Source organism: Idiomarina sp. 017G, from assembly GCF_004362265.1.
GTDB classification, from domain to species: domain Bacteria; phylum Pseudomonadota; class Gammaproteobacteria; order Enterobacterales; family Alteromonadaceae; genus Idiomarina; species Idiomarina loihiensis.
Genome location: NZ_SNWT01000001.1, coordinates 313,358 through 338,474, shown reverse-complemented (window position 1 = coordinate 338,474; position 25,117 = coordinate 313,358). Strand labels below are relative to the sequence as shown.

General features: G+C 47.8%; 21 protein-coding genes. 14 read left to right on the top strand and 7 right to left on the bottom strand.

The window, feature by feature from the left end:
- Window positions 1-15 precede the first annotated feature (15 nt).
- From DEU30_RS01645 to DEU30_RS01625, 5 genes are read right to left on the bottom strand one after another with little or no spacing between them, the layout of a single operon-like run.
- On the bottom strand, window positions 16-780 hold the full coding sequence (locus DEU30_RS01645) for an SDR family oxidoreductase (RefSeq protein ID WP_011234117.1): 765 nt from the start codon (window positions 778-780) through the stop codon (window positions 16-18).
- Between the two features lie 20 nt (window positions 781-800).
- Window positions 801-1,697, bottom strand: a complete 897-nt coding sequence (mmsB, locus tag DEU30_RS01640; protein ID WP_011234118.1) for a 3-hydroxyisobutyrate dehydrogenase — start codon at window positions 1,695-1,697, stop codon at window positions 801-803.
- A 27-nt stretch (window positions 1,698-1,724) separates the two neighbouring features.
- The gene (locus DEU30_RS01635; RefSeq protein WP_114981496.1) at window positions 1,725-2,846 is read right to left on the bottom strand and encodes an enoyl-CoA hydratase/isomerase family protein; all 1,122 of its coding nucleotides are present in this window, start codon (window positions 2,844-2,846) and stop codon (window positions 1,725-1,727) included.
- 9 nt (window positions 2,847-2,855) lie between these two features.
- Window positions 2,856-4,013, bottom strand: a complete 1,158-nt coding sequence (locus DEU30_RS01630; RefSeq protein WP_110012549.1) for an acyl-CoA dehydrogenase family protein — start codon at window positions 4,011-4,013, stop codon at window positions 2,856-2,858.
- 12 nt (window positions 4,014-4,025) lie between these two features.
- Entirely contained in the window at window positions 4,026-5,525 is a 1,500-nt protein-coding gene (locus DEU30_RS01625; RefSeq protein WP_110012550.1) for a CoA-acylating methylmalonate-semialdehyde dehydrogenase, read from the bottom strand.
- 69 nt (window positions 5,526-5,594) lie between these two features.
- On the opposite strand from DEU30_RS01625, the gene DEU30_RS01620 reads away from it, so the two are divergent.
- Window positions 5,595-6,473: an EamA family transporter gene (locus DEU30_RS01620; RefSeq protein WP_114981497.1), complete on the top strand. Its 879-nt coding sequence runs from the start codon at window positions 5,595-5,597 to the stop codon at window positions 6,471-6,473.
- A gap of 8 nt (window positions 6,474-6,481) precedes the next feature.
- Here the strand turns inward: DEU30_RS01620 and DEU30_RS01615 are convergent, their stop codons facing one another.
- The gene (locus tag DEU30_RS01615) at window positions 6,482-7,663 is read right to left on the bottom strand and encodes an acetyl-CoA C-acyltransferase (protein WP_034820373.1); all 1,182 of its coding nucleotides are present in this window, start codon (window positions 7,661-7,663) and stop codon (window positions 6,482-6,484) included.
- A gap of 78 nt (window positions 7,664-7,741) precedes the next feature.
- On the opposite strand from DEU30_RS01615, the gene DEU30_RS01610 reads away from it, so the two are divergent.
- The 11 genes from DEU30_RS01610 (at window position 7,742) to rcsF (ending at window position 21,747) form a co-directional block, all read left to right on the top strand.
- Complete coding sequence (locus tag DEU30_RS01610; protein WP_011234124.1) at window positions 7,742-8,161, top strand: MerR family DNA-binding transcriptional regulator; 420 nt, start codon at window positions 7,742-7,744, stop codon at window positions 8,159-8,161.
- Window positions 8,158-9,327: an isovaleryl-CoA dehydrogenase gene (locus tag DEU30_RS01605; RefSeq protein WP_110012553.1), complete on the top strand. Its 1,170-nt coding sequence runs from the start codon at window positions 8,158-8,160 to the stop codon at window positions 9,325-9,327. The genes DEU30_RS01610 and DEU30_RS01605 overlap by 4 nt, the downstream gene beginning before the upstream one ends.
- A gap of 15 nt (window positions 9,328-9,342) precedes the next feature.
- The gene (locus DEU30_RS01600) at window positions 9,343-10,950 is read left to right on the top strand and encodes a carboxyl transferase domain-containing protein (protein WP_011234126.1); all 1,608 of its coding nucleotides are present in this window, start codon (window positions 9,343-9,345) and stop codon (window positions 10,948-10,950) included.
- Window positions 10,951-10,966: 16 nt separating this feature from the next.
- Window positions 10,967-11,752, top strand: coding sequence for an enoyl-CoA hydratase-related protein (locus DEU30_RS01595; RefSeq protein WP_110012554.1), 786 nt, complete (start codon window positions 10,967-10,969; stop codon window positions 11,750-11,752).
- 14 nt (window positions 11,753-11,766) lie between these two features.
- Window positions 11,767-13,737, top strand: a complete 1,971-nt coding sequence (locus DEU30_RS01590; RefSeq protein WP_114981498.1) for an acetyl/propionyl/methylcrotonyl-CoA carboxylase subunit alpha — start codon at window positions 11,767-11,769, stop codon at window positions 13,735-13,737.
- A gap of 32 nt (window positions 13,738-13,769) precedes the next feature.
- Window positions 13,770-14,669: a hydroxymethylglutaryl-CoA lyase gene (locus DEU30_RS01585; protein ID WP_114981499.1), complete on the top strand. Its 900-nt coding sequence runs from the start codon at window positions 13,770-13,772 to the stop codon at window positions 14,667-14,669.
- A 22-nt stretch (window positions 14,670-14,691) separates the two neighbouring features.
- Window positions 14,692-16,635, top strand: coding sequence for an acetoacetate--CoA ligase (locus tag DEU30_RS01580; protein ID WP_114981500.1), 1,944 nt, complete (start codon window positions 14,692-14,694; stop codon window positions 16,633-16,635).
- 3 nt (window positions 16,636-16,638) lie between these two features.
- The gene (locus tag DEU30_RS01575; protein WP_114981501.1) at window positions 16,639-18,855 is read left to right on the top strand and encodes an EAL domain-containing protein; all 2,217 of its coding nucleotides are present in this window, start codon (window positions 16,639-16,641) and stop codon (window positions 18,853-18,855) included.
- A 17-nt stretch (window positions 18,856-18,872) separates the two neighbouring features.
- Complete coding sequence (locus DEU30_RS01570; protein ID WP_114981502.1) at window positions 18,873-20,522, top strand: electron transfer flavoprotein-ubiquinone oxidoreductase; 1,650 nt, start codon at window positions 18,873-18,875, stop codon at window positions 20,520-20,522.
- A gap of 326 nt (window positions 20,523-20,848) precedes the next feature.
- Window positions 20,849-21,265 carry an H-NS family nucleoid-associated regulatory protein gene (locus DEU30_RS01565; RefSeq protein ID WP_011234133.1) on the top strand — a complete coding sequence of 139 codons (417 nt, stop codon included), beginning with the start codon at window positions 20,849-20,851 and terminating at the stop codon, window positions 21,263-21,265.
- A 113-nt stretch (window positions 21,266-21,378) separates the two neighbouring features.
- Window positions 21,379-21,747, top strand: coding sequence for an Rcs stress response system protein RcsF (gene rcsF, locus DEU30_RS01560; RefSeq protein ID WP_227016305.1), 369 nt, complete (start codon window positions 21,379-21,381; stop codon window positions 21,745-21,747).
- On the opposite strand, the gene DEU30_RS01555 is transcribed toward rcsF, so the two are convergent.
- Window positions 21,744-22,385 (bottom strand): hypothetical protein, encoded by a 642-nt coding sequence (locus DEU30_RS01555; RefSeq protein ID WP_011234135.1) that lies wholly within the window; start codon window positions 22,383-22,385, stop codon window positions 21,744-21,746. The two genes, rcsF and DEU30_RS01555, sit on opposite strands and share 4 nt — an antisense overlap.
- A 211-nt stretch (window positions 22,386-22,596) precedes the next feature.
- Here DEU30_RS01555 and tsaA point away from each other — a divergent pair, with 211 nt between their 5' ends.
- Window positions 22,597-23,304: a tRNA (N6-threonylcarbamoyladenosine(37)-N6)-methyltransferase TrmO gene (gene tsaA, locus DEU30_RS01550; protein WP_114981503.1), complete on the top strand. Its 708-nt coding sequence runs from the start codon at window positions 22,597-22,599 to the stop codon at window positions 23,302-23,304.
- 78 nt (window positions 23,305-23,382) lie between these two features.
- Window positions 23,383-25,086: a proline--tRNA ligase gene (locus DEU30_RS01545; protein ID WP_114981504.1), complete on the top strand. Its 1,704-nt coding sequence runs from the start codon at window positions 23,383-23,385 to the stop codon at window positions 25,084-25,086.
- Window positions 25,087-25,117 lie beyond the last annotated feature (31 nt).

Below are 25,117 nucleotides of genomic sequence, written 5' to 3'. Positions count from 1 at the left end.
TTTATCTAATGTGACTTACAACCGAACGCCGCCGTCAATTTCGACCACACGGCCGCTGAAGAAGTCATTTTCAATAATGTAGCGCGCACTGTGGGCAATTTCATTAGGCTGGCCCCAGCGTTTTAGCGGAACCATAGACAACGCGCGATCAACAGCTTCAGGTTTCATCTGTGCCGTCATTGGAGTTTCAATAAAGCCCGGCGCAATGGCACCGCAGCGAATGCCGTAACGACCCAGTTCGCGAGCCCAGGTCACCGTCATAGCAACCACACCGGCTTTGGTTGCGGAATAGTTAGTCTGTCCCATATTACCAGCACGCGCGACGCTGGAAATATTGATGATAACGCCTTTCTTGCCGGCTTTTACCATCTGTGCCGCGGCTTCACGGCCGCATAAGAAGGTACCGGTGAGATTCACATCCAGTACCGACTGGAACTGTTGTAAAGGCATTTTCTGTTTCAGTTCGCCGTCTTTGAATTTGATCAGCAAGCCGTCACGCAATAGGCCTGCGTTGTTCACCAGCACATCAATGCCATCAAACTCTTGCTGAATTTGCTCAAATACGGTTTCTACCGACTCTTCGTCGGTGATATCAACTTCATAACCAACCACTTTGGCTGCGCCCAGCTTTTCGCATTGCTCCTGAGCTTCACCTAATACGTCGCCGTTAATATCAATAAGCGCAAGTTTGGCACCTTGTCTGGCGAAATCTTCAGCCATCGCAAGGCCCAGCCCCTGAGCACCACCGGTAATAACAATGACACTGTCTTTAATTTGCATGTGTTTCCCCAATTCTTAGGTTACTTCTGTGACTTAGGTGCCACATAATTAAAAATACTGGAAAAGTCCTGGCGACCATGGCCTTGCTCAGACCAGCTGTGGTAAAGGTTGCGAGTCAGTGATCCCATAGGCGTTGCGGCACCACTTTCTAATGCGGTTTGTTGCGCCAGACCTAAATCTTTAGCCATTAAGTCAACCAGAAAGCCGCCTTGGTAGTCGTTACTTGAAGGCACGTTGTCCATTACCCCTGGGCACGGATTATATACCTGTAATGTCCAATTACTACCCGAGCTTGCCAGCATAATTTCCGATAAAACTTTCGGGTCCAACCCGTTAGCCTTACCTAATTGCAGAGCTTCAGAAGTACCCACCATTAATACTGACAACAACATGTTATTACAGATTTTTGCAATCTGTCCGGCACCGACATCACCGGCGCGGAAAACATTTTTGCCCATGTCGTTAAGCACGCTACGAGCCCGGTCAACGTTAGTTTCTGTACCACCGCAAATAAAGGTTAAGGTACCCGCTTTCGCGCCACCAACACCACCAGAAACAGGAGCGTCGATAAAGGCAATACCAGCTTTCTCTAACTGTTCACCCACATACATAGCGGTTTCAGAAGAAATGGTACTGCAATCAATAACGAGCTGATCTTTATTCAGCTTGTTGATTAGGCCGTCGTCACCAAGGTAAACGCCTTTTACGTGACGGTCTGCAGGCAGCATAGACACCACAAATTCAGCTCCGTCGATGGCTTCAGCTGCTGTTTTCGCAGCCTGTGCACCGTCAGCAACTATCGCTTTAAGTGCTTCCTCAGATAAGTCAAAAGCCTTAACCTTGTGGCCGGCTTTTGCCAGATTGCTGGCCATTGGGCCACCCATGTTACCCAGTCCAATAAATCCTACGGTTGCCATAAAGGCACTCCTTCTTGTTAATTCGTTTTATTTATCAAGATCGGCTAATGGATGCGTTCGCTCGCCCCAGGGCGGTAAAAAGAATGCATCAACCTCTTCCGCTGGTACTTCGGCTACCGAGCTATGCTGCCATTGTGGATTCTTATCTTTATCAATCAGCAGTGCCCGAATACCTTCCACAAAGTCACCACGAACTGCACAGTTACAGGACAAGGTTAGCTCTAAACGGAAACAGTCAGCCAAAGACAAGTCAGAGCCTTGCTGCAACTGGTTCCAGACCAGGTGCGATGTAAACGGACAACCATTGGCCAGGTTCTTACGCGCCCGCGCCAGCCATTTATCATCGGTTTCGTCACTGACAATACGTTCAACAATTTCACCAATATCATTGCCCGTTGTCAGCTCTATTATTAGCTTCTGATGTGGTTCTACCTGAGGCGTGGGTAATGCTGTTGGGTCACTACTTGCCACGTCACTCAGTAAGTCCGTCACTTTTTGTTTGTTCAGAGCCTCGGTATTGCCCCATTGAACTTCTTTCAGCTTATTCAGAATGCTTTCTTTGCTCTCATGCCCAACAAAGTGATCGGCCAGGTTCAGATACAGTGCATCGTTCGCATTCATCGTTGCGCCGGTAATACCTAAGAACAAACCGCAACCTCGTGGCATGCGATTAAGGAAGTAGGTCGCACCAACATCCGGGTACAAACCAATAGTCACTTCTGGCATAGCCAGTAACGAACGTTCGGTCACAATACGGTGGCTGGCGCCATTCATTAGCCCCATACCGCCGCCCATCACAATGCCGTCACCCCAGCAAATAAGAGGTTTAGGGAAGGTCTGAATAAAGTAGTCCAGTTGATATTCCTGGGTGAAGAAGTTTTCGACTTCTTCCACTAATTTGCCCGGCTCTGCCTGCATGGCTTTATACATAGCCACAATGTCACCACCGGCACAGAATGCTTTTTCACCGGCACCCTGTAACCAGACACAAGCAACTTTGTCATCTTCTGCCCATTTTTTCAGCTGCGGTAACAGCTTTTCAGCCATTGCCAGGCTTAGGGCATTCAATGATTTCTCGGAATTTAACGTAGCAACGCCGATGACTTTGTCACCGGCGTTCAGTTCTTCAAAAAGTACAACGTCTTGCATGGAATCTCCTTACAAGATTTCGCGATCGTTATCAGCCAGAATGCGACGTCCAATAATCATGCGCATAACTTCGTTTGTGCCTTCCAGGATCTGGTGCACACGAACATCACGCACATGGCGCTCTAACGGATACTCTTTAATGTAGCCATAACCACCGTGCAGCTGCAGTGCGTCGTTACACACTTTAAAACCAACATCGGTCGCAAACTGTTTTGCCATAGCACAATAGGTAGTTTTATCAGCATCGTTGTTATCGACTTTACTGGCTGCCAGACGCACCATTTGACGGGCTGCAACCAGCTCAGTCGCCATATCGGCTAACTTAAACTGTAGCGCCTGAAAAGCCGCGAGGGGCTTACCAAATTGCGTACGTTCCTGCATATAAGCTTTGGCAGTATTTAATGCCGCCTGCGCAGTACCCACAGAACATACCGCAATGTTAATGCGTCCGCCGTCTAAGCCCATCATGGCAAACTTAAAGCCTTCGCCTTCTTTACCCAGCAGGTTTTCTGCCGGAATGCGAACGTCTTCAAAGGTCACTAAGCGGGTTGGCTGGGCGTTCCAGCCCATTTTATCTTCGGCTTTACCGTAAATAACTCCTTTGGCGTCCGCCGGTACAGCAAAGGCAGAAATGCCTTTAGGTCCGTCTTCGCCAGTACGAGCCATAACCACTAAAACGTCAGTTTCACCGGCACCGGAGATGAACATTTTAGAGCCATTTAAGACGTACTCGTCGCCGTCTTTTTTCGCACTGGTACGCAAGCTGGCAGCGTCTGAACCAGAGCCTGGTTCGGTCAGGCAGTAAGAGCCAAGCTTCTCACCGGTAACCAATTCTGGTACCCACTGGTCAATCACAGACTGTTGGCCGAAGGAGCCAATCATCCAGGTGACCATGTTATGAATCGTCATCATGGCGGTGGTTGCGGTACAGCCTCCTGCCAACTGCTCAAAAATGAGCGCTGAGTCTAAGCGGCTCATTCCAAAGCCGCCAGCCTCTTCCGGCGTATACATGCCCATAAAGCCCATTTCACCAGCTTTACGGAACACTTCAACGGGGAAGTAGTGCTCTTCGTCCCACTTAGCCGCATTAGGCGCCAGCTCTTTGTCGGCAAAAGCTTTGGCTGTATCCACAAAGGCTTGCTGGTCTTCTGTCAATTCGAAATTCATCGTTATCCCCTATTATCTCAGGTTAATTGACATGTTCGGACCTGCTGGATCTTCAAGGTCGCTCTCAAACCAACGCGCTGTTACCGTCTTAGTTTCGCTGTAGAAACGAACGCCCTGCTTACCATAAGCGTGAAGGTCACCAAAGAATGAACGCTTCCAGCCAGTAAATGAGAAGAACGGCAGCGGTACCGGAATTGGAATGTTGATACCGACCTGACCCACTTCAACTTCGTGCTGGTATTTACGCGCGGCGGCACCACTTGCGGTAAAGATAGAAGTACCATTACCGTAAGGGTTGTTGTTAACCAATTCCAAAGCGTCTTCAAGGCTGTCCACTTCTGTGGCGCACAATACCGGACCGAAAATTTCTGTTTTATAGATTTCCATATCCGGCGTTACGTTAGAGAACACTGTTGGGCCAACCCAGTTACCATTTGGCAGACCGTCAACTTTGCAATTACGACCATCAACCAGCAATTTAGCGCCTTCTTTCTCACCCTGAGTAATCAAAGCTTCAACGCGTTCTTTCGCTTGTGGACTAATAACCGGGCCATAAGCGGCACCTTCGTCATTCCATGCGCCCGGACGAACCTTAGCAATAGCTTCCGCTATTTCAGGGATCCACTCTTTTGCCGCGCCAACAAATACTGCGACAGAAATCGCCATACAACGTTGACCCGCCGCACCGACAGAAGAGCCAACCATATTGTTGATGACTTGCTGTTTATTGGCGTCAGGCATAATAACGCAATGGTTTTTCGCACCGGCAAAGGCCTGTACACGCTTACCATTTTCAGTACCACGGCGGTAAATATATTCAGCAACCGGCACTGAGCCTACAAAAGACAAGGCACGAACGTCGGGGTGGTCTAACAGAAAATCGACCTGATCTTTATTACCATGCAAGACCTGCAACACACCTTTAGGTGCGCCTGCTTCTTCGAACAGTTCAGCCAAACGGGTTGGCGTTAACGGATCTTGCTCGGAAGGCTTCAGAATGAAGGTATTACCACAAGCAATGGCCAGCGGGAACATCCACAGTGGGATCATCGCCGGAAAGTTAAACGGCGTAATACCAGCGCAAACACCTAATGGCTGAGTGTAGCTGTAAGAATCAATTTTACGGGCAACGTTTTCAACGGTCTCGCCCATTAATAACGAAGGAATATTCGCCGCGTGTTCAACCACTTCAATACCACGCCAGACATCACCTTTGGCATCTTCAAAAGTTTTACCAGTTTCTTGCGCCAGAGTCTCTGCAATTTCTTCCTGATGTTCTTTTAACAAGGCCTGATAACGCATCATTACGCGAGCACGCTCAGAAACCGGCACTTCTTTCCAGGTTTTAAAAGCTTCGCGGGCACTCTCAACCGCCGCGTCCATTTCGCTCTGAGTAGCAACTGGCACTTGAGCAATAACTTCCTGAGTTGCAGGGTTGGTCACAGGTATCCACTGTTCTGACTTCGAGGCGATAAATTCGCCATCTATATACAGAGGCACTTTCTTAGACATAATTCACCTTCTTATTGTGTTATTTTGTCATCTATTGATGAGCTAAATTTAGTTAAGTGAGCCTTTTACGTGACCCTCTTAATTCTGATTACTTTACTTTGGGCCGCCAGTTTTTCGCTAATTGGCGTTTACCTTGCGGGCCAGGTTGATGGTTATCTGGTTGTCTTTATTCGCATGATTTTAGCACTGATAACAGTGTTGCCCTTATTCCGCTGGCGTCATCTGTCGCCCCAAAATGGGCAATTGCCTCAACTAGCTAAACTGGCCGTTATTGGCGCTGTACAAATTGGCGCCATGTATTTGTTTCTTTATCATGCGTTTTTGTATTTGAGCGTTGCCGAAGTGCTTTTGTTCACTATCTTTACACCACTCTACATAACGCTAATTGATGAGCTGATACTTAACCGCAAGCATCTGCCGCTGTTATGGTGGATAGCCGCTGCAGTATCGGTATGCGGCGCCGCCATTATTCGCTATCAACCCTTGTCCGATGACTTCATCACCGGCTTCTTTTTAATTCAGGCAGCCAATGCGTGCTTTGCTGCCGGTCAAGTTGCTTATAAACGTTTACCCACGGGTAAAACCTTAGAACAAAGCCAGCAATTTGCTGCCTTTTTCTTTGGTGCCAGCGTCGTTGCCGGCCTTGGTGTTTTATTATTTGGCGACTTAACCAAAATGCCGACCACCAATCTTCAATGGGGCATTTTATTGTGGCTCGGTATTGTTGCCTCCGGCCTTGGTTACCTTGGTTGGAACCTTTCCGGAAAACGAGTCAATACCGGGCAACTGGCCACCATGAACAATGCGTTAATTCCCGCGGGCATTTTGGTTAATGTCGTGTTTTGGGAACAGTCTTTCGACTATACCCGCTTAAGCATTGGTGCTCTTATTATTTTTCTTGCCGTATGGCTGGCAGGACGGGTTAACAAACTTAAACCCGCCCGCTAACCAGCGCTTTAGATCATTTCTACGGCCAGAGCAACGGCTTCTCCACCACCAATACACAGTGAGGTGATGCCCCGTTTCTGGCCTTTTTGTTTCAGTGCATGCAGCAAAGTAACCAATAACCGCGCCCCACTTGCGCCAATGGGATGCCCTAAAGCACAGGCTCCGCCATGCACATTCACTTTCTCCGGATCCAGTTTCATTTGCTGAATAGCCAGCATGGTAACCATGGCAAAGGCTTCATTAATTTCCCATAAATCGACGTCGTCTTTAGTCCAGTCCAGCTTACTCAGCAAAGAGTTCATTGCACCAATTGGGGCAACGGTAAATTCAGACGGCGCCTGAGAATGCGTAGTGTGACCCATAACTCGCGCCAGCGGCTGCAGGCCTTTGGCCTTTGCATCGCTTTCACGCATTAAAATGAGTGCTGCTGCGCCATCAGAAATGGAACTGGAATTAGCCGCGGTAATGGTGCCGTCTTTTTTAAATGCCGCACGCAACTGAGGAATTTTGTCCAGACGCGCTTTACCCGGTTGCTCGTCAGTATCGACAGTGACGTCGCCTTTACGAGTAGAGTATGTAACTGGGGTGATTTCGTCTTTAAAAAAGCCATCTTTAATAGCAGCCTGAGCTTTGGTAAGTGAATGAATGGCAAACTCATCCATTGCTTCACGGCCCAGACCGTATTCGTCAGCAGTGTCCTGTGCGTAACACCCCATAGCTTTATGCTCGTAGGCGTCTTCCAGACCGTCCAGCATCATATGATCCAGCACTTGTCCGTGCCCCATACGATAACCGCTGCGGCCTTTTGGCAGCATGTAAGGTGCATTCGACATGCTTTCCATGCCACCGGCCAGCACCACGTCTGCAGAGCCCGCTTTAATTAAATCGTGCGCCATCATTGCAGCTTTCAAGCCAGAGCCGCATACTTTGTTAATGGTTGTGGCGCCTGTTGAGCGAGGTAAATCGGCATGCAGCATTGCCTGACGCGCCGGCGCCTGACCTAAGCCGGCAGGTAACACATTGCCCATGATAACTTCTGAAATATCATCGGCTGTTAAACCGCTGTTACTCAGCGCTGCTTTTATAGCTGTTGCGCCCAAATTGGGAGCAGTAACTTCACTTAAGCTGCCCTGAAAACCGCCCATTGGCGTACGGTTGGCCGCTACTATAACGATTGAATCGCTCGACATTTTTCCTCCAAATGCACTTTACGTTAACGTAAACTTCCTCTAAGCTTAGATCTTAGGACAACCAAAAAGCAAGTACCGATGAACAATAAAGTGACCTACAGTATTGGCGAACTGGCAAAAGAATTTGACATTACCACCCGTAGCATTCGTTTTTATGAGGACGAAGGCTTGCTTTCCCCCAGGCGCCAGGGGCAGCAGCGCATATATACCAACAAAGACCGGGTTCGTTTAAAGCTGATTCTACGCGGCAAACGACTCGGTTTTTCACTGGCCGAAACCCGTCGTTTGTTCGAACTTTACGACGCGGATAATAGCAGTGCGGCCCAGCTCGAAAAGGTACTTGAGCTGGTCAGTGAGAAAAAACACTCACTTAAACAACAAATGGAAGATATTAATGTGTTACTGACCGAACTCAGTGGTCTGGAGCAACGTTGCCAAGACGAGCTCGAGAATATTCAGTCGTCAGTTTCAGAAGTTCATTCTCAGGAGTCGTTATGATCAGTCAATATACCACCTTTAACTTTGGTCTCGGCGAAACAGCCGATATGATCCGTGAACAGGTTAATGCCTTCGCGCGTGATGAAATAGCCCCACGCGCCGCCGAAATTGATGAAAAAAATGAATTTCCCGGCGATTTATGGCAAAAACTTGGCGACATGGGTCTGCTTGGCTTAACCGTTGCTGAAGAATATGGTGGTTCCGGCATGGGCTACCTTGAACATGTTATTGCTATGGAAGAAATTAGCCGCGCTTCTGCCTCGGTTGGCTTAAGTTATGGTGCCCATTCAAACCTTTGTGTTAACCAAATTCACCGTAATGGTAACGAAGAACAGAAGAAAAAATACTTACCGAAACTGTGCACCGGTGAACACGTTGGCGCTTTAGCTATGAGTGAACCTAATGCCGGTTCTGATGTAGTCAGCATGAAATTACGTGCAGAGAAGAAAGGCGACAAGTACATTCTGAACGGCAATAAAATGTGGATCACTAACGGTCCGGAAGCTAATGTCTTCGTAATTTACGCGAAAACCGAACCCGAGAAGAACTCACGGGGCATTACGGCCTTTATCGTTGAAAAAGACACACCAGGATTCAGCCAGGCGCAAAAACTCGACAAACTTGGTATGCGTGGTTCAAATACCTGTGAACTGGTCTTCGAAGATGTCGAGATTCCTGAAGAAAACATTCTGGGTGAACTTAACGACGGCGTTAAAGTGTTGATGAGTGGCCTTGATTACGAGCGCGCTGTTCTTGCAGCGGGCCCTTTAGGCATTATGCAGGCCTGCCTTGATACTTGCGTACCTTATATTCATGATCGTAAACAGTTCGGTAAAGAGATCGGCGAATTCCAGCTAATTCAGGGCAAAGTTGCTGATATGTACACTCGCACCAATGCGGCGCGTGCCTACGTTTACGCCGTGGCTCAATCTTGCGACCGTGGCGAGACCACTCGTAAAGATGCCGCCGGAGCAATTCTTTACGCCGCAGAATTAGCCACTCAGCTAGCACTGGACGCTATTCAGTTATTGGGCGGTAACGGCTACATTAACGAATACCCCACAGGACGCCTGCTACGTGACGCCAAGCTATACGAAATTGGCGCTGGTACGTCAGAAATTCGCCGTATGCTCATTGGCCGCGAACTGTTCACTGAATCCAAATAATAAGGAGGCAACGCCGTGGCGATTTTATCCAGTAAAATCAACACCCGCGATGCACAATTTGCAGCTAACAGCGAGTCTATGCAGACCGTCGTTAACGACCTGCAGGAAAAAGCGGCAAAAATTCATCAAGGTGGCGGTCCGAAGTATCAGGAGCGCCATTTGTCCCGTGGTAAGTTATTGCCCCGCGACCGTATTAATAAACTACTGGACGCGGGTTCACCGTTTCTGGAAATAGGTCAGTTTGCGGCCTGGGAATGTTACGAAGACTACGTTCCTTCTGCTGGTGTGGTTGCCGGTATTGGTCAGGTTGAAGGCACTGAGTGCATGATCATCGCCAACGACGCCACCGTTAAAGGCGGTACTTATTACCCGCTAACCGTAAAAAAACACCTGCGCGCTCAGGAAATTGCCGAGCGTTGCCACCTGCCTTGTATTTATCTGGTGGACTCTGGCGGTGCTAATCTGCCCCGTCAGGATGAAGTATTCCCGGACAAAGAACACTTTGGTCGCATTTTCTTTAATCAGGCAAATATGTCAGCCAAAGGCATTCCACAAATTGCGGTGGTTATGGGTCTTTGTACCGCAGGCGGTGCTTACGTACCGGCTATGGCCGATGAAAGCGTTATTGTGAAAGAGCAAGGCACTATTTTCCTTGCGGGTCCGCCGTTAGTTAAAGCAGCAACAGGTGAAGAAGTCTCAGCCGAAGAGCTCGGCGGTGCCGATGTGCACACACGCATCTCCGGTGTTGCGGATCATTTTGCTCACAACGACGAACACGCTTTAGCCTTAGCGCGTCGCTCAGTAGCCCGCCTTAACCGCGGTGAACCAACTAAGCTCGACCGCCAGCCAGCCAAACCGCCGCGTTACGACGCAAAAGAGCTGTATGGCATTGTCGGCACTGACTTGCGTAAACCTTATGATGTACACGAAGTGATTGCGCGCATTGTCGATGACTCAGACTTTGACGAATTTAAAGCCAATTATGGCAATACATTGGTGACCGGCTTTGCCCGCATTGACGGCTACCCGGTAGGCATTGTCGCAAACAACGGTATTTTGTTCTCTGAATCTGCACAAAAAGGCGCTCACTTTATTGAACTTTGCGCCCAGCGCAAAATTCCACTGGTGTTCTTACAAAACATTACCGGCTTTATGGTAGGTAAAAAATACGAAGCCGAAGGCATTGCCAAGCATGGTGCGAAAATGGTGATGGCGGTTTCCTGTGCCAAAGTACCTAAGTTTACCGTGTTAATCGGTGGCAGCTACGGCGCCGGTAACTATGGCATGTGTGGTCGCGCCTATGACCCAACCATGATGTTCATGTGGCCTAATGCCCGTATCTCAGTTATGGGCGGTGAACAGGCCGCCGGCGTTATGGCGCAGGTGACTAAAGACAACTTAGCCCGTAAAGGCGAAAGCTTAAGTGAAGAGAAAGAACAAGCGCTGAAAAAGCCCATTGTTGAACAGTACGATAAACAGGGGCACCCCTATTATGCGTCAGCCCGCTTATGGGACGATGGCATTATTGACCCGGCACAAACGCGCGAAGTTCTGGCATTGAGCCTTGCCGCTTCATTAAATGCACCGATTGAAGACAGCCGCTTCGGCGTCTTCCGCATGTAATCGGAGGTTATTAATAATGGCAAAATACACCAAGCTCGATATTAACGACCAGGGCGTTGCCACGCTGACATTGAACCGGCCTGACGTTCACAACGCGTTTGACGACGTGATGATTGCAGAGCTGCTGCAGGCGTTAAAAGAAGTTGAAGAAAGTGCCAGCGCGAGAGTGCTGGTGCTTCGCTCAGAAGGTAAAAACTTTTCTGCCGGTGCGGATCTTAAATGGATGCGCTCCATGGCCGATAAAAACTACCAGCAAAACGTGGATGACGCCGGTGAGCTCGGGCTGTTAATGGAGCGTCTGGATTTGCTCAGCAAGCCCAGCATTGCTTTAGTCCAGGGAGCCGCTTTCGGCGGTGCCGTAGGCCTGGCCGCTTGCTGTGACATTGTACTGGCGCAGCCGCGCAGCAGCTTCTGCCTGAGTGAAGTCAAAATTGGGCTTATTCCTGCGGTTATCAGCCCTTATGTTGTGCGTACTATTGGCGAGCGCCAGTCGCGTCGCTATATGCTCACCGCCGAGCGCTTCTTTGCCGACAAAGCACAGGAGCTAGGTCTGGTTAACGAAGTTGTAGAAGATTTCGAGGAGCCACTGAATAAGTTATTAGAAGCTCTTCTAGCCAATAGTCCACAAGCGGTAGACGCCTGTAAGCAACTGATTCGCAATGTTGGTTCACGTCCAATTGATAAAGACGTGCGTGAACACACCATTAAAGCCATTGCCGAAATTCGCGTGTCGGAACAAGGTCAGGAAGGACTCAGTGCGTTTCTTGAAAAACGCCCCGCCGCCTGGCTTAAACAGAGTTAACAACAGGTCTCATTATGATCAAAACATTATTGATTGCGAACCGTGGTGAAATTGCCTGTCGTATTATTGCCACAGCTAAAAAAATGGGAATTCGCACCGTAGCGGTATTCTCCGATGCCGACCGTAACTCACGCCACGTTAAGCTGGCAGATCAGGCCGTACATATTGGTCCTGCAGCGAGCACGGACAGTTACCTGCGTGCGGATAAAATTATCGCCGCCGCTAAACAAACTGATGCCGAAGCCATTCATCCTGGTTACGGTTTTCTCTCAGAAAACGAAGATTTTGCCGACCAATGTCAGGCTAACGATATTATCTTTGTTGGCCCGCCAGTATCATCCATTGCTGCTATGGGTTCGAAGAGCGCGGCTAAATCCATTATGCAGGACGCCGGCGTACCTCTGGTTCCGGGTTACCACGGAAGCGAGCAGGACATTAAAACGCTAAAAGCAGAAGCTGAAAAAGTGGGTTTCCCGTTACTGCTGAAAGCGGCGTACGGCGGCGGTGGTAAAGGCATGCGTGTGGTCGAAAACATGGGCGAATTCGATGACGCTCTGAATTCCGCCAAACGCGAAGCTAAGTCCTCTTTCGGCAATGATAAAATGCTGATGGAACGTTTTATTCGTAACCCTCGCCACGTAGAGATTCAGGTATTTACCGATGAACACGGTAACGCCGTTTATCTAGCAGAGCGCGACTGTTCAGTGCAACGCCGTCACCAGAAGGTGCTTGAAGAGGCTCCTGCTCCGGCACTGACCGAGAAAACACGTACCGAAATGGGCGAAGCTGCCATTCGAGCAGCCCAGGCAATAGATTACGTTGGCGCCGGTACGGTTGAGTTTTTGTTCGACCAAAGTGGCGAGTTCTACTTTATGGAGATGAACACTCGCTTACAGGTTGAGCATCCGGTTACGGAGATGATCACCGGCCAGGATTTAGTCGAATGGCAGTTGCTGGTCGCTTCGGGTCAGCCATTACCTCTGGCGCAAAATGACATTCAGGTAAACGGTCACGCGTTTGAGGCACGGATTTACGCCGAAGACCCAGACAACGATTTCTTACCTTGCACCGGTACCATTAAGCATTTACGTACGCCTGCAGAAGAAAACGGCATCCGCATTGACACCGGTATTGAAGAAGGCGATGAGATATCTGCTTTCTATGACCCAATGATAGCTAAGCTGATTGTCTGGGACACCGATCGTACCCGTGCCCTGCTGCGTCTGCAAAAGGCTTTGCGTGAATATCGTTTAACTGGGTTAACAACTAACGTAGACTTTTTGCATCGTTTGGCCTCACATCCGGAGTTTGTGAAAACAAACCTGACAACCGAATTTATCCAGCAACATCAGGAAGAGCTGCTGCCCGATAGCTCGGTAAATTATCAGCAAATTGCAACGGAAGCGGCTTTGTTTGATATTTGTCAGCGCCAACAACAGCGTGGCAGTTCACCATGGCAAAGTGGTAATGCATTTAGAATGAACTCAGCGGCGACACATACGGTTCCACTGCAATTTGGCGAAGAAACCTACTCCATTTCACTAATAGAAACCGCTAACGGAGAGTTCCTGCAGCAAGTTGATGACGAAAGCATACAATGGCAGGCATCTTTAACCGACGACAAACTCACTCTGACTGCCGGTAGTATGCGCTATCATCGCTATGTCAGTGCCGACGACCAGCAAATTACCGTATTCACCGATAACGGCCCTATGACTTTCCATCGACACCGCGTGACTGATACGCTGTCGGATGAAGCGGCCCATGGTGGTCACGTTGCCCCAATGAACGGGACCATCATGGAAGTACTGGTCAAAAAAGGCGATACAGTCAAGAAAGATCAACCGCTGGTCATTATGGAAGCCATGAAAATGGAGTACACCATTAAAGCTGGCCATGAAGGTGAAGTCACCGACGTCTTTTTCGCCGCGGGGGATTTGGTCAGCGACGGCGATGAACTGCTTACAGTGAGCGAAGCCGAATAATAAGACATTATTAGAAGTAACCAGGAGTAATTATGGCAATTGCAGAACAGATAAAAATCGTCGAAGTTGGTCCTCGTGACGGCTTGCAAAATGAAGCAGCTGTTTCTGTCGATGCAAAAGTTGCCTTAATTGAAGCGCTGGCAGAAGCCGGCGTTTCTTACATTGAAAGTGCCAGCTTTGTCAGCCCCAAATGGGTGCCGCAAATGGCCGACAGCCCTGCCGTTATGGAGCAGATTAAGCGTCGCCCTGGAGTGACTTACGCTGGTTTAACGCCCAATTTGAAAGGGTTTGAAGCGGCAGTTGCAGTCAACATGGACGAAGTCGCAGTGTTCGGTGCAGCATCGGAAGCCTTTGCCCAAAAAAATATTAACTGCAGCATCGACGAATCACTGGAGCGTTTTAAGCCAGTTATTGCCGCGGCTAAAGAAAAAGGCATTCCCGTCAGAGGTTATGTTTCCTGCGTTTTGGGTTGCCCTTACCAGGGTGAGGTTCCGGTAGAAAATGTGGTTAAAGTTGCAGAAGCTTTATACCACATGGGCTGTTATGAAGTATCGCTGGGCGACACCATAGGCGTCGGTACACCGCTAAAAGCTCAGGAAATGCTTGCTGCGGTGGCGGAAAAAGTCCCCATGGACAAACTGGCGCTGCATTTTCACAATACATACGGACAAGCTTTGGCCAATATCATAGCCTGCCTGCCACTAGGTGTAGCCACCATTGACTCGGCCGTAGCTGGCCTGGGTGGTTGCCCATACGCTAAAGGCGCCAGTGGCAATGTTGCCACCGAAGACGTGGTTTACATGTTAAATGGTATGGGCATTAAAACCGGTATTGACCTGAACAAGTTAATCGCGGCCGGAGCCGATATTTGTCAGCATTTAGCGCATGGCCCCCGCTCTCAGGTCGCAGTAGCAGAATTGGCAAAAGCTTAATTAGCAAAATAAGGGGATTAAAATGACTTCAGAAGCTTTATGGCAACCGTCAGCAGATACCATTGCTAATGCCCGCATGACAGACTTTCTACAACAAGTGAATACAGAAGAAGCCGCTGCGCTGGCCAATTATCACGACCTTTATCAGTGGTCCGTCGAGAACGACGAAAGTTTCTGGTCTATGGTGTGGGATTACTTTGATGTTATTGGTGAAAAAGGCTCTACGATAGTTACCGATAAAGAAAAAATGCCCGGTGCTCAATGGTTTCCTGAAGCCAGCCTGAATTTTGCCGAAAACCTGTTGCGTCATAAAGACGATCATATTGCTCTAATTTTTCGCGGTGAGAATGGCACACGCCAGCAGTTAACTTATGCCGAACTCAACCACGAAGTTGCCGCTTTTGCCGAAGGTCTACGCCAACGCGGAGTTGAAGCCGGTGACCGTGTTGCCGCCATGATGCCTAACTGCATTGAGACCATAATTGGTATGCTGGCAACCACCAGCATCGGCGCTATCTGGTCGTCTTGCTCGCCAGACTTTGGCGTTCAGGGCGTGCTTGACCGTTTCGGTCAAATAGAACCTAAAGTTCTGATTACTGTTGATGGTTATTTTTATAACGGCAAAAACCTCAACATAAAGAGCAAAACCGCCGATATCATTAAACAAATTCCCAGCATTGAAGCCACGGTGTTGGTTAATTTCAGCGAACAAAAAGATCGCATAAAAGGCGACAAAATATTTTCATGGAGTGATTTTGGCGACGCTGAAAAGACCCAGATAGATTTCGCTCCACGCAACTTTAATGACCCGCTCTATATCATGTTTTCATCAGGTACCACGGGCGTCCCTAAATGCATTGTTCATGGTACGGGCGGTACTTTATTGCAGCACTTAAAAGAGCACGGTCTGCATACCGACTTAGATCGTGACGACAATCTGTTTTACTTCACCACCTGCGGATGGATGATGTGGAACTGGCTGGTCAGTGGTCTGGCTGTGGGCGCAACTCTAACCTTATTCGACGGTTCGCCGTTTGCACCTAAACCTGAGTTTTTATGGGACGTGGCTGACGAAGAAGGCATTACCGTATTTGGTACCAGCGCCAAATATTTAGCCGCACTTGAAAAAGAAGGCGTTAAACCGGGAGAAAGTCATAACCTGGAAAAGCTGCGCAGCATCTTAACCACGGGCTCGGTACTACCGCCAGAAAGCTTTGACTACGTTTACCGCGACATTAAAAAAGACCTGTGTCTTTCGTCGATATCAGGTGGTACTGACATTGTTTCCTGCTTTGCCCTTGGCTGCCCTATTCTGCCTGTTTACCGGGGAGAATTACAATGTCGGGGGCTTGGTTTAGCCGTTAACGTTTATGACGAGAACGGAAAACCGGTTAAAGGCGAAAAAGGCGAACTGGTTTGCGAAAACTCATTCCCCTGCATGCCCGTGAGCTTCTGGAACGACGAGAATGGCGAACGTTACTTCAATGCGTATTTCGACCGCTTTAAAAATACCTGGGCACATGGTGACTTTGCCGAGCTCACCGAGCACGACGGCGTTATTATTTACGGTCGTTCCGATGCCGTTCTCAACCCGGGTGGCGTACGTATTGGCACTGCCGAAATTTACCGTCAGGTAGAAAAGGTTGATGAAGTATTGGAAAGTATTGCTGTCGGTCAGCAATACGATGATGACGAGCGCGTCGTTCTTTTTGTAAAACTCAGAGACGGAGTAGAGCTTAACGACGAACTTCGCCAAAACATTGCGAAAACCATTCGTGCTAACGCGACTCCACGGCACGTACCTGCTGTAATTTTGCAGGTTGACGACATACCCCGTACTATAAGCGGTAAGATAGTCGAATTAGCGGTACGTAATGTGGTTCACGGCGAGCCCGTGAAAAACACGGATGCTCTGGCAAACCCAGAAGCACTGGATTACTTCCGTGATAGAGAGGAGTTGCGTTAATCCATGATGTTCCTGCACGGATCACGGCAGGCTGTTATAGCAGCCCTTGTTGGTTTGGTCATTACTGTTACCGCTTTTAGCTATTTGCGTTATCAGGAAAATCAAGTTGTCCACGATGCCCTGGAAGCTGAAACTTACAACTTGCAACGCGACATTCGGCAAAGCCTGGTCTCACATTTATTTGTCGCTGAATTGCTAGCGCGCGAGTGGGAACGCAGTGATCTTTCGATAGAGGAACGCTGGAAGGAAAACGCCGATATCGTTACTTTGTACTATCAAAATGTACAAGGCATCACCTGGCTCAATGACCAGTTGGATATTGAGCTTATCTATCCTCAGAACGAGCAGCCCGAGCTACTGGGAACGCCTTTCGCTAAAACGCCATTGCTGGAAAAACTAAAAGCTTCTGAAGGAAACCGTCACGCAATGATGGGAGCCGCCGGAAACTTGGGGCGTATTAGCAGCGACATAGCTATTTTTGTCCGTGTAGAGCAAGAGCAAACCCACGGTTTTCTGGGTTTTGTGATAAGCCTGCAAAGCCTGTTTAATAATGTCGTACGCAGTAACATCAGTGAAGGTTTCCAACTCAGCGTACGCAGTGACAACGACATACTGTATCAATTTGCCGGCGATACCTCATTACGCGATGAATGGTCACATTTTCATTCACTACAATTAGTAGGAAACAGCTGGGAGCTCTCAGTCTGGCCAACCGCTGGTCACCTGGAGCAACTCCGTGGTGGAATTTCAGTAGCCGCTTTAATCGCCGGTTTACTCGTAACCAGCATGCTGACTTTTGTCCTTTATATTTTAGGCCAAAGCCGCTTTAAAGCGCAGCAACTGGCCGATTCCAATATTGAACTTTATAGTGAAATTGATGAACGCGAGCGCATTGAAAAGCAGATGGCTTATCTTGCCGAGCATGATTCTCTTACTGGCCTTGTAAACCGAAACGCATTAAAACGCATTCTGGGTGAGTGGCTGGAAACCGAGTCACCGCATAAAAAAGCCGCTTTATTATTTATAGATTTAGATAGATTTAAAGAAGTCAATGATGCGCTGGGCCATACGGTTGGTGACGAATTGCTGCGCCGGGTTGCGCGACGCATTACGAAATTAGCGCCTAAAGGAAGCGTTCTGGCACGAGCTGGCGGTGATGAGTTTTTACTGGCAATAGCAAAGCCTGATAGTCGTGAAGCTGTAATCAAACTGTCGGAACAACTGCTTCAGGCGCTCGACACGCACTTTTTCGTGGACGTCTATGAGCTCTTTATTAGTGCCTCTATTGGGGTCACTTTCGCGGATGATGCCGATTTTAACGCTGAATACTTTATTCGTAACGCCGACACTGCGCTTTATCAGGCAAAAGAACATGGCCGCAATACCTATAAAGTTTACGATAAAGCCATTCATCGTGACTTGACCAAAAAACTGGAACTGGTTAAACGGCTGCGCCACGCCGTTTCCAAGCAGCAACTAACGGTTTATTACCAACCTAAAGTTGAGCTCGGTAGCCGCCGTATCAGTGGCTTAGAGGCTCTGGTTCGCTGGGTTGACGATGATGGCAGCATCATTCCTCCGGATGAGTTTATTCCACTGGCTGAAGACACCGGTCTCATTATTCCAATATCGGAATACGTGATGGAAGAAGCCTTTCTACAATTAAAGCAATGGCACGAACTTGGCTTCGAAGAATTGAGCATTGCCATCAATATATCAGGAAAGCAACTACACTTAGCTGATTTGGTCGATGACATTATGGAACGGGTGAACGAAGCCCAAATACCGCCAAACAAAGTAGAGCTAGAGCTAACTGAGCAAGTGTTTATTGAAAACATTCAATCCCATACCCGTTTCATGCATTCGGTGCGTGAACAGGGAATGTCGCTGGCTATAGACGACTTTGGTGTGGGCTATTCGTCACTGTCATACTTGAAGAATTTTCCGGTTACTTCGTTAAAAATAGATCGCTCTTTTGTCAGAGATCTACCGCACAATGAAGACGACGCAACCATTACGCAGACCATTATTAGTCTGGCGCGTAATTTAAACCTGCAATTGGTTGCCGAGGGTATCGAAACCGAAGAACAAGTCGAATTTTTATTACAACGTGAATGCAGTACCGGACAAGGCTTTCTTTTCAGTAGACCGGTCCCGGCGCGGCAAATCACTGAATTATTACAGCAGTATAACGGGCTTATCCCTATCCAGATAGCCTGAATATAGTGGAGGTTAATGTGGAACGCGAAAGCATGGAATTTGACGTCGTCATAGTTGGTGCAGGCCCATCAGGGCTGGCAACCGCCTGTCGACTCGGACAACTCGCGCAGGAAAATGAGCAAGAGCTCATGATATGCGTGGTTGAAAAAGGCGCAGATATTGGCGCTCATATATTATCCGGCGCGGTGTTCGAACCTCGAGCCCTGAACGAGCTTTTTCCTGACTGGAAAGAGCGCGGCGCTCCACTCAACACCGAAGTAACCGGCGACGATGTTTTATTGCTAAAAGACGAAAATAACCACAGTCGCCTGCCAGACTTTAGTGTCCCTAAAACCTTCCATAATAAAGGCAATTATATTGCCAGCATGGGTAACCTGTGCCGTTGGATGGCAGAACAGGCCGAACAACTGGGCATTGAGATATTCCCTGGTTTTGCGGCCTCTGAAATTCTGTATAACGACGATGGCAGCGTTGCGGGTATTCAAACCGGTGACATGGGTGTGGCTAAAGACGGTAGCGAAAAAGACGGCTATATGCCGGGAATGGAACTGCGTGCTAAATACACCTTATTCGCAGAAGGTTGTCGCGGTCATTTAGGCAAAGAGCTGATTAGCAGGTTTGAACTGGATAAAGACAGCACCCCGCAACATTATGGTCTAGGCTTTAAAGAAATTTGGGATGTACCAGAGGACATGCACGAGCCCGGCAAAGTGGTTCACACCGCAGGCTGGCCGCTAACCGACAGTGATGCTACTGGCGGCGGTTATCTATATCATGCCGAAGACGGACAAGTGTACTTAGGCCTTATTGTTGATCTTAACTACGCTAACCCTTACCTGAATCCATTTCAGGAGTTTCAGCGGTTCAAAACTCACCCGGCTATTAAGCAAATCATTGAAAATGGTAAGCGGGTGTCCTACGGCGCACGCGCTATTGCTAAAGGTGGCTATTATTCGTTACCGAAAATGACCTTCCCCGGAGGTTTGCTGGTTGGCTGTAACGCAGGCACCTTAAACTTTGCCAAGATCAAAGGAAACCATACCGCAATGAAGTCGGGTATGGTGGCCGCTGAATGTGTATTTGAACAGCTAAAAAATGGTAAAGCCAACGACGACATTACCAGCTACAAAGAGGCGTTTGAAAAGTCCTGGGTATTTGATGAATTGTATCGCTCACGCAATTTCGGCGGTGCTGTGCATAAATTGGGCACAATACTTGGCGGCGCTTATAATATGGTCGATCAAAATTGGTTTGGTGGTAAATTACCCTTTAAATTTAAAGAGTGGACACCGGATTATAAAGCGACAGGTAAAGCCGAAAACTATACGGCAATCGACTATCCAAAAGCAGATAATAAACTGACATTTGATCGTCTGTCATCGGTATTTTTGTCCAATACCAATCACGCAGAAGATCAACCCTGCCATTTAAAGCTCAGTGACGCTAATATTCCATTAGAGGTCAATTTACCGAAGTATGCAGAGCCTGCGCAACGCTATTGCCCTGCCGGGGTTTATGAAGTGGTTGAAGAAGACGGCAAACAAGTTTTTCAAATTAATGCGCAAAACTGCATACACTGTAAAACTTGTGATATTAAAGATCCTAGCCAGAATATAACCTGGGTTGTGCCCGAAGGTGGCGGCGGACCTACCTACCCTAATATGTAAACACTTCGTAAAGTTAATAACAAAAAACACCAAAGCATGTTAAATGTTTTGGTGTTTTTTCGTTTTAGGAACTAAAAATTATAAGTTTGTCGACTTATTAAGTCATAAATGTACTTTTAAACGAGTCATATAAAAATGAAGTGAAAAGAGAGCAGTATTGATAGTAATTATAAGTAATTGTTAATAAGTAACGCTATAGGTGATTTTAATCCTCTTTCTCTATTTCTATGTACTTATTCAATAAAAAGAAGTTTCAACTTAAACTGTAATAACAGCTATAATGCAAACAAACCAATATTTAAGCAATCAAATAAGGTAAGCAAAAAATGAGTGAATTCATTAACATTCTTCGTCACGAACGCCGTTTAAAAGCAGCATTAAAAGAACTGGATTTAAACGAGCTGGAAAGTGTTAAATCTAAATTTGATTCGGTAATTTCTCAGCGTCGCGAAGAGGAAGCTGAAAAGCAACGCCAGAACGAAGCAAAGCAGAAAAAAATTGAAGAATTTAAAAGCGCGATGGCCGATGCCGGCATTGAATTGTCCGACATATTAGAGCAAGAGCTGGGTGGCGAACCTATCGTTAAAACCACTCGTAAAAAACGGGCACCTAAGCCTCCTAAATACGAATACACCGACGAAAACGGCGAAAAACAAACCTGGACTGGTCAGGGTCGCATGCCTAAAGCCATGAAAACAGCGGTCGATAATGGCAAATCATTAGAAGCATTTCTAATTAAGTAGCGTTAGTCAAACGTAATCTCTACCAATAATAAAGAGTAGAGATTACGCTTTTTGTTGAACAATAGGCTCAGCTTGATTAGGCTATAGAAAATTCAAACTGGCAAGGATCGACATTGCGCTATCGTTTCATAGCATTCGTATTAACGCCATTATTCGGCCTTTCTGCCTGTAGCATCTTACCTCAGATGTCAGGAGGCTTTAATCAGATCGACTCAGGTGATGTTGAAGTTTATCGCGGTGACAACAAGCCCTCGCGTGCATACGAGTTGATAAGTATTGTAAATGGTGAAAGCTGCCAGCGAAAATTTAGAGGCGCAGAAGCGTCGGCGAACGATGCCGTTCAAGCCCTGCGGGAAGACGCTGCCCGATTTAAAGCTCATGCCATTATCGGCGCTCAATGCTTTTCTTTTAAACCCGAAGCCGACTCCATCTGTTACAGTGAAGTCAGCTGCGTGGGTCGCGCTATTCAATGGCGTGATTAATAACCTTGTTTCAAGGTAACGTCGCCAACGCCAACTTCAACCTTAACTCTGACAGAGCCGTTACCCTGATAACTCGACTCAGATGTCACAATCATTCTGTCTTCCTGAGTGTTGCCGAAGTTCTTTAAACTGGTATCGCCAACTCCTACCGATGCTTCTACTTGCTTGTAGTCGCCCTTGGCCAGATTCAAAGAGACATCACCAACACCTAAATCAACTTTTAAGTCGTTGAATGGTACGTCACCTTCAATCTGACCAACACCCAGATCTATCTCAAGCAATCGGCTGCGCGGCACGGACACTATCCAATGTTGTGACATATCGTCATCGGGTGTTGCCGAAATTTCCAGGCGATTCCCGTCTCGTTCACCTTTTATAATCACTTTATCAAGCTCACCGCCACTGACGAACCAGCCGTCATCATCCGACTCTACACGAAGCTCAATTCCGACCGTATCGCCTTCTGTTACACTTAACTCAACCGTTCCCACCGTTGCGTCTAAATGAATTTCTGTATCACTGCTAACAATATAACTACTGGTTAACGTGCGTTCACTTTCGGCAGAAAACGCGGCTGTACTTACTGTAACTAAACCAATAAAACCTAAAGTTAAAGGCCAGATTTTGTGTTTCATCATTTTTCTTTTCCTATTGTTATTAAAACGATTCATGCTAACCCCTAAAGCACTAAAAGTTGCTTATGACTAGCTTTTGCAACGCCTGTGCCAAAAATAAAAGTCACATAAAATCAGTGGGTTAATCCATCTTTAATTTTCGAGGTTAGTGAATTAACAAACTATGTGGTCAAATTGGCTACCACAATTCTGAATATTCACTAACGGAGGCAGAATGAAAAGCCAGCAACAACTAACACCCATAGCTATCATTCGTACGCCTTTTCCTGAAAAGTTTAGTGTTCCCCGGCAACCCGGCCTGGCTCCCTCTGCATTGGCTCAGGTTGAGCTCGTTGGGAATTACCAGCATGCACAAGCCATAGAGGGTATAGAACAGTTCTCTCACCTTTGGCTAACCTTCGAGTTTCATCAGCACAGTTCGTGGCAGGAGCGCGTTCGCCCGCCCCGGCTTGGCGGTAATGAACAGCTGGGCGTCTTTGCCACCCGCTCCCCCTTCCGGCCGAATCAATTAGGCTTATCTGTGGTTGAGTTAGTTGCAGTAGAAACCGAGCCTAAGGTGGTGTTGACGGTACGCGGAGCTGACTTGGTGGATAACACCCCTATTGTTGATATAAAACCTTATATTCCCTACGTCGACGCTATTAGTGACGCTCGTGCGGGATTTGCTCAGCAAAAACCGGAAGAAAGCTTAGAGGTGAAATTTTTGGAAGCGGCGGATTCGACTCTTATCAGGGAGTCAGAGTGCGCTCCTGAGCTTAAAACACTGATTACCGAGGTGCTCAGCCAGGACCCCAGACCCGCTTACCACAAGTTACAGGAAAACCAGAGAAATTACGGCACAGCGCTTTTGAACTACAATATTCGCTGGTATGTACAACAAAACACCGTTTTTGTTGAAGAAATCTCACTAAAACAGCTGTAAAAGGCTTTTGGGCGGCGTCAGACACTGCTAAACTTCGCTCTAATTTTTGACCACTATAACTTGCAGAGATGCCGGACTATGCGCAGCAGCAAATATTTATTATCAACGCTTAAAGAGACACCTTCTGATGCAGAGATCGTGAGTCATCAGCTGATGTTGCGGGCAGGTATGATCCGTAAAGTCGCCGCTGGGTTGTATACCTGGACGCCAACCGGTTTGCGTGTACTGCGCAAAGTTGAAAACGTTGTGCGCGAGGAAATGGAAGCCATTAACGCATTGGAAATTTTAATGCCAATGGTACAACCCGCCGATCTTTGGCAGGAGTCAGGACGCTGGGATGACTACGGCCCGGAATTACTGCGTATAAAAGACCGCAACCAACGTGACTTTTTACTGGGGCCAACCCACGAAGAAATTATCAGTCAACTGGTACGTAAGGAAGTTAGCAGCTACAAACAACTGCCATTAACCTTGTTCCAAATCCAGACCAAATTCCGTGATGAAATACGCCCTCGTTTTGGCGTGATGCGTGCGCGCGAATTTCTGATGAAGGACGCCTACTCTTTCCATTTGACAGACGAATCTCTGCAGAAAACATACGACGATATGTATCAGGCCTACTGCCGTATTTTCGAGCGTCTTGGTTTAGATTATCGTCCGGTTATAGCCGATACAGGCTCTATTGGCGGAAGCCACTCGCACGAGTTTCATGTGCTGGCAAGCTCCGGTGAGGACGCCATCGCGTTTTCTGACTCTTCAGATTACGCCGCAAACGTGGAAATGGCAGAAGCTCTGGCTCCTGCTGGTGAGCGCCCTGCTCCTAATCAAAAAGTAGAAAAGCATGAAGTACAAGGCGACGAACTAGCTGCTGTACTACAGCCTTTGTCTGTAGAAAGCCAGCAAGCAACCAAGTCTTTTATTGTTAAAGCAGCGGACGACATTGATTCTGAATACGTTCAGCTAGTTCTTCGCGCTGACCATGAACTGAACACAGTAAAAGCTGAGAAACTGGCTCAGGTTGCGGCTCCGCTGGAAATACTGACTGAAACAGAGAAAGCCACCGGCGTAGAAGCACCTTACATTGGTGTCGTGAACGCGAAATTGCCTCTGTTAGTTGACAGCAGTGCAGCGCACCTTGCCGACTTTGCCTGTGGTGCAAATGAGAACGGCCAGTGGTTAACCGGTGTTAATTGGAAGCGTGACACAGGTGATTTCAGCGTCGTGGATATTCGTAACGTTGTTGCCGGTGACCCGAGTCCTTGTGGTCAGGGCAAAGTCAAAATTGCTCGCGGTATTGAAGTTGGTCATATTTTCCAGCTGGGCAAAAAATACAGTGACGCTATGAAAGTCGGCGTGTTGTCTGAAAGCGGTAAACATGAAACTTTAACCATGGGCTGCTATGGAATAGGTGTTTCGCGCATAGTCGCTGCCGCCATAGAGCAAAATAACGACGAGCGCGGTATTTGCTGGCCGGAAGCTTTAGCGCCTTTCCAGGTTGTTATAGTGCCAATGAATATGCACAAGTCGGCACGGGTACAGGAAGCCGCTGAGAAGCTTTATACCGACTTAAAGGCTCAAGGTATTGATGTGCTGTTTGATGACCGTAAGGAGCGCCCCGGGGTCATGTTTACCGACATGGAGCTCATAGGCATTCCTCATCAGGTTGTGGTTGGTGAGCGTAACCTTGATGAAAACCAGGTTGAGTACCAAAGTCGTAAAGGCGGAGAGAAGCAGAAAATCAATTTAGATGACTGCATTAGCTTCATACAGCAACAACTCTAACTGACGTTATTAATAAAAATGGCCTGATAGT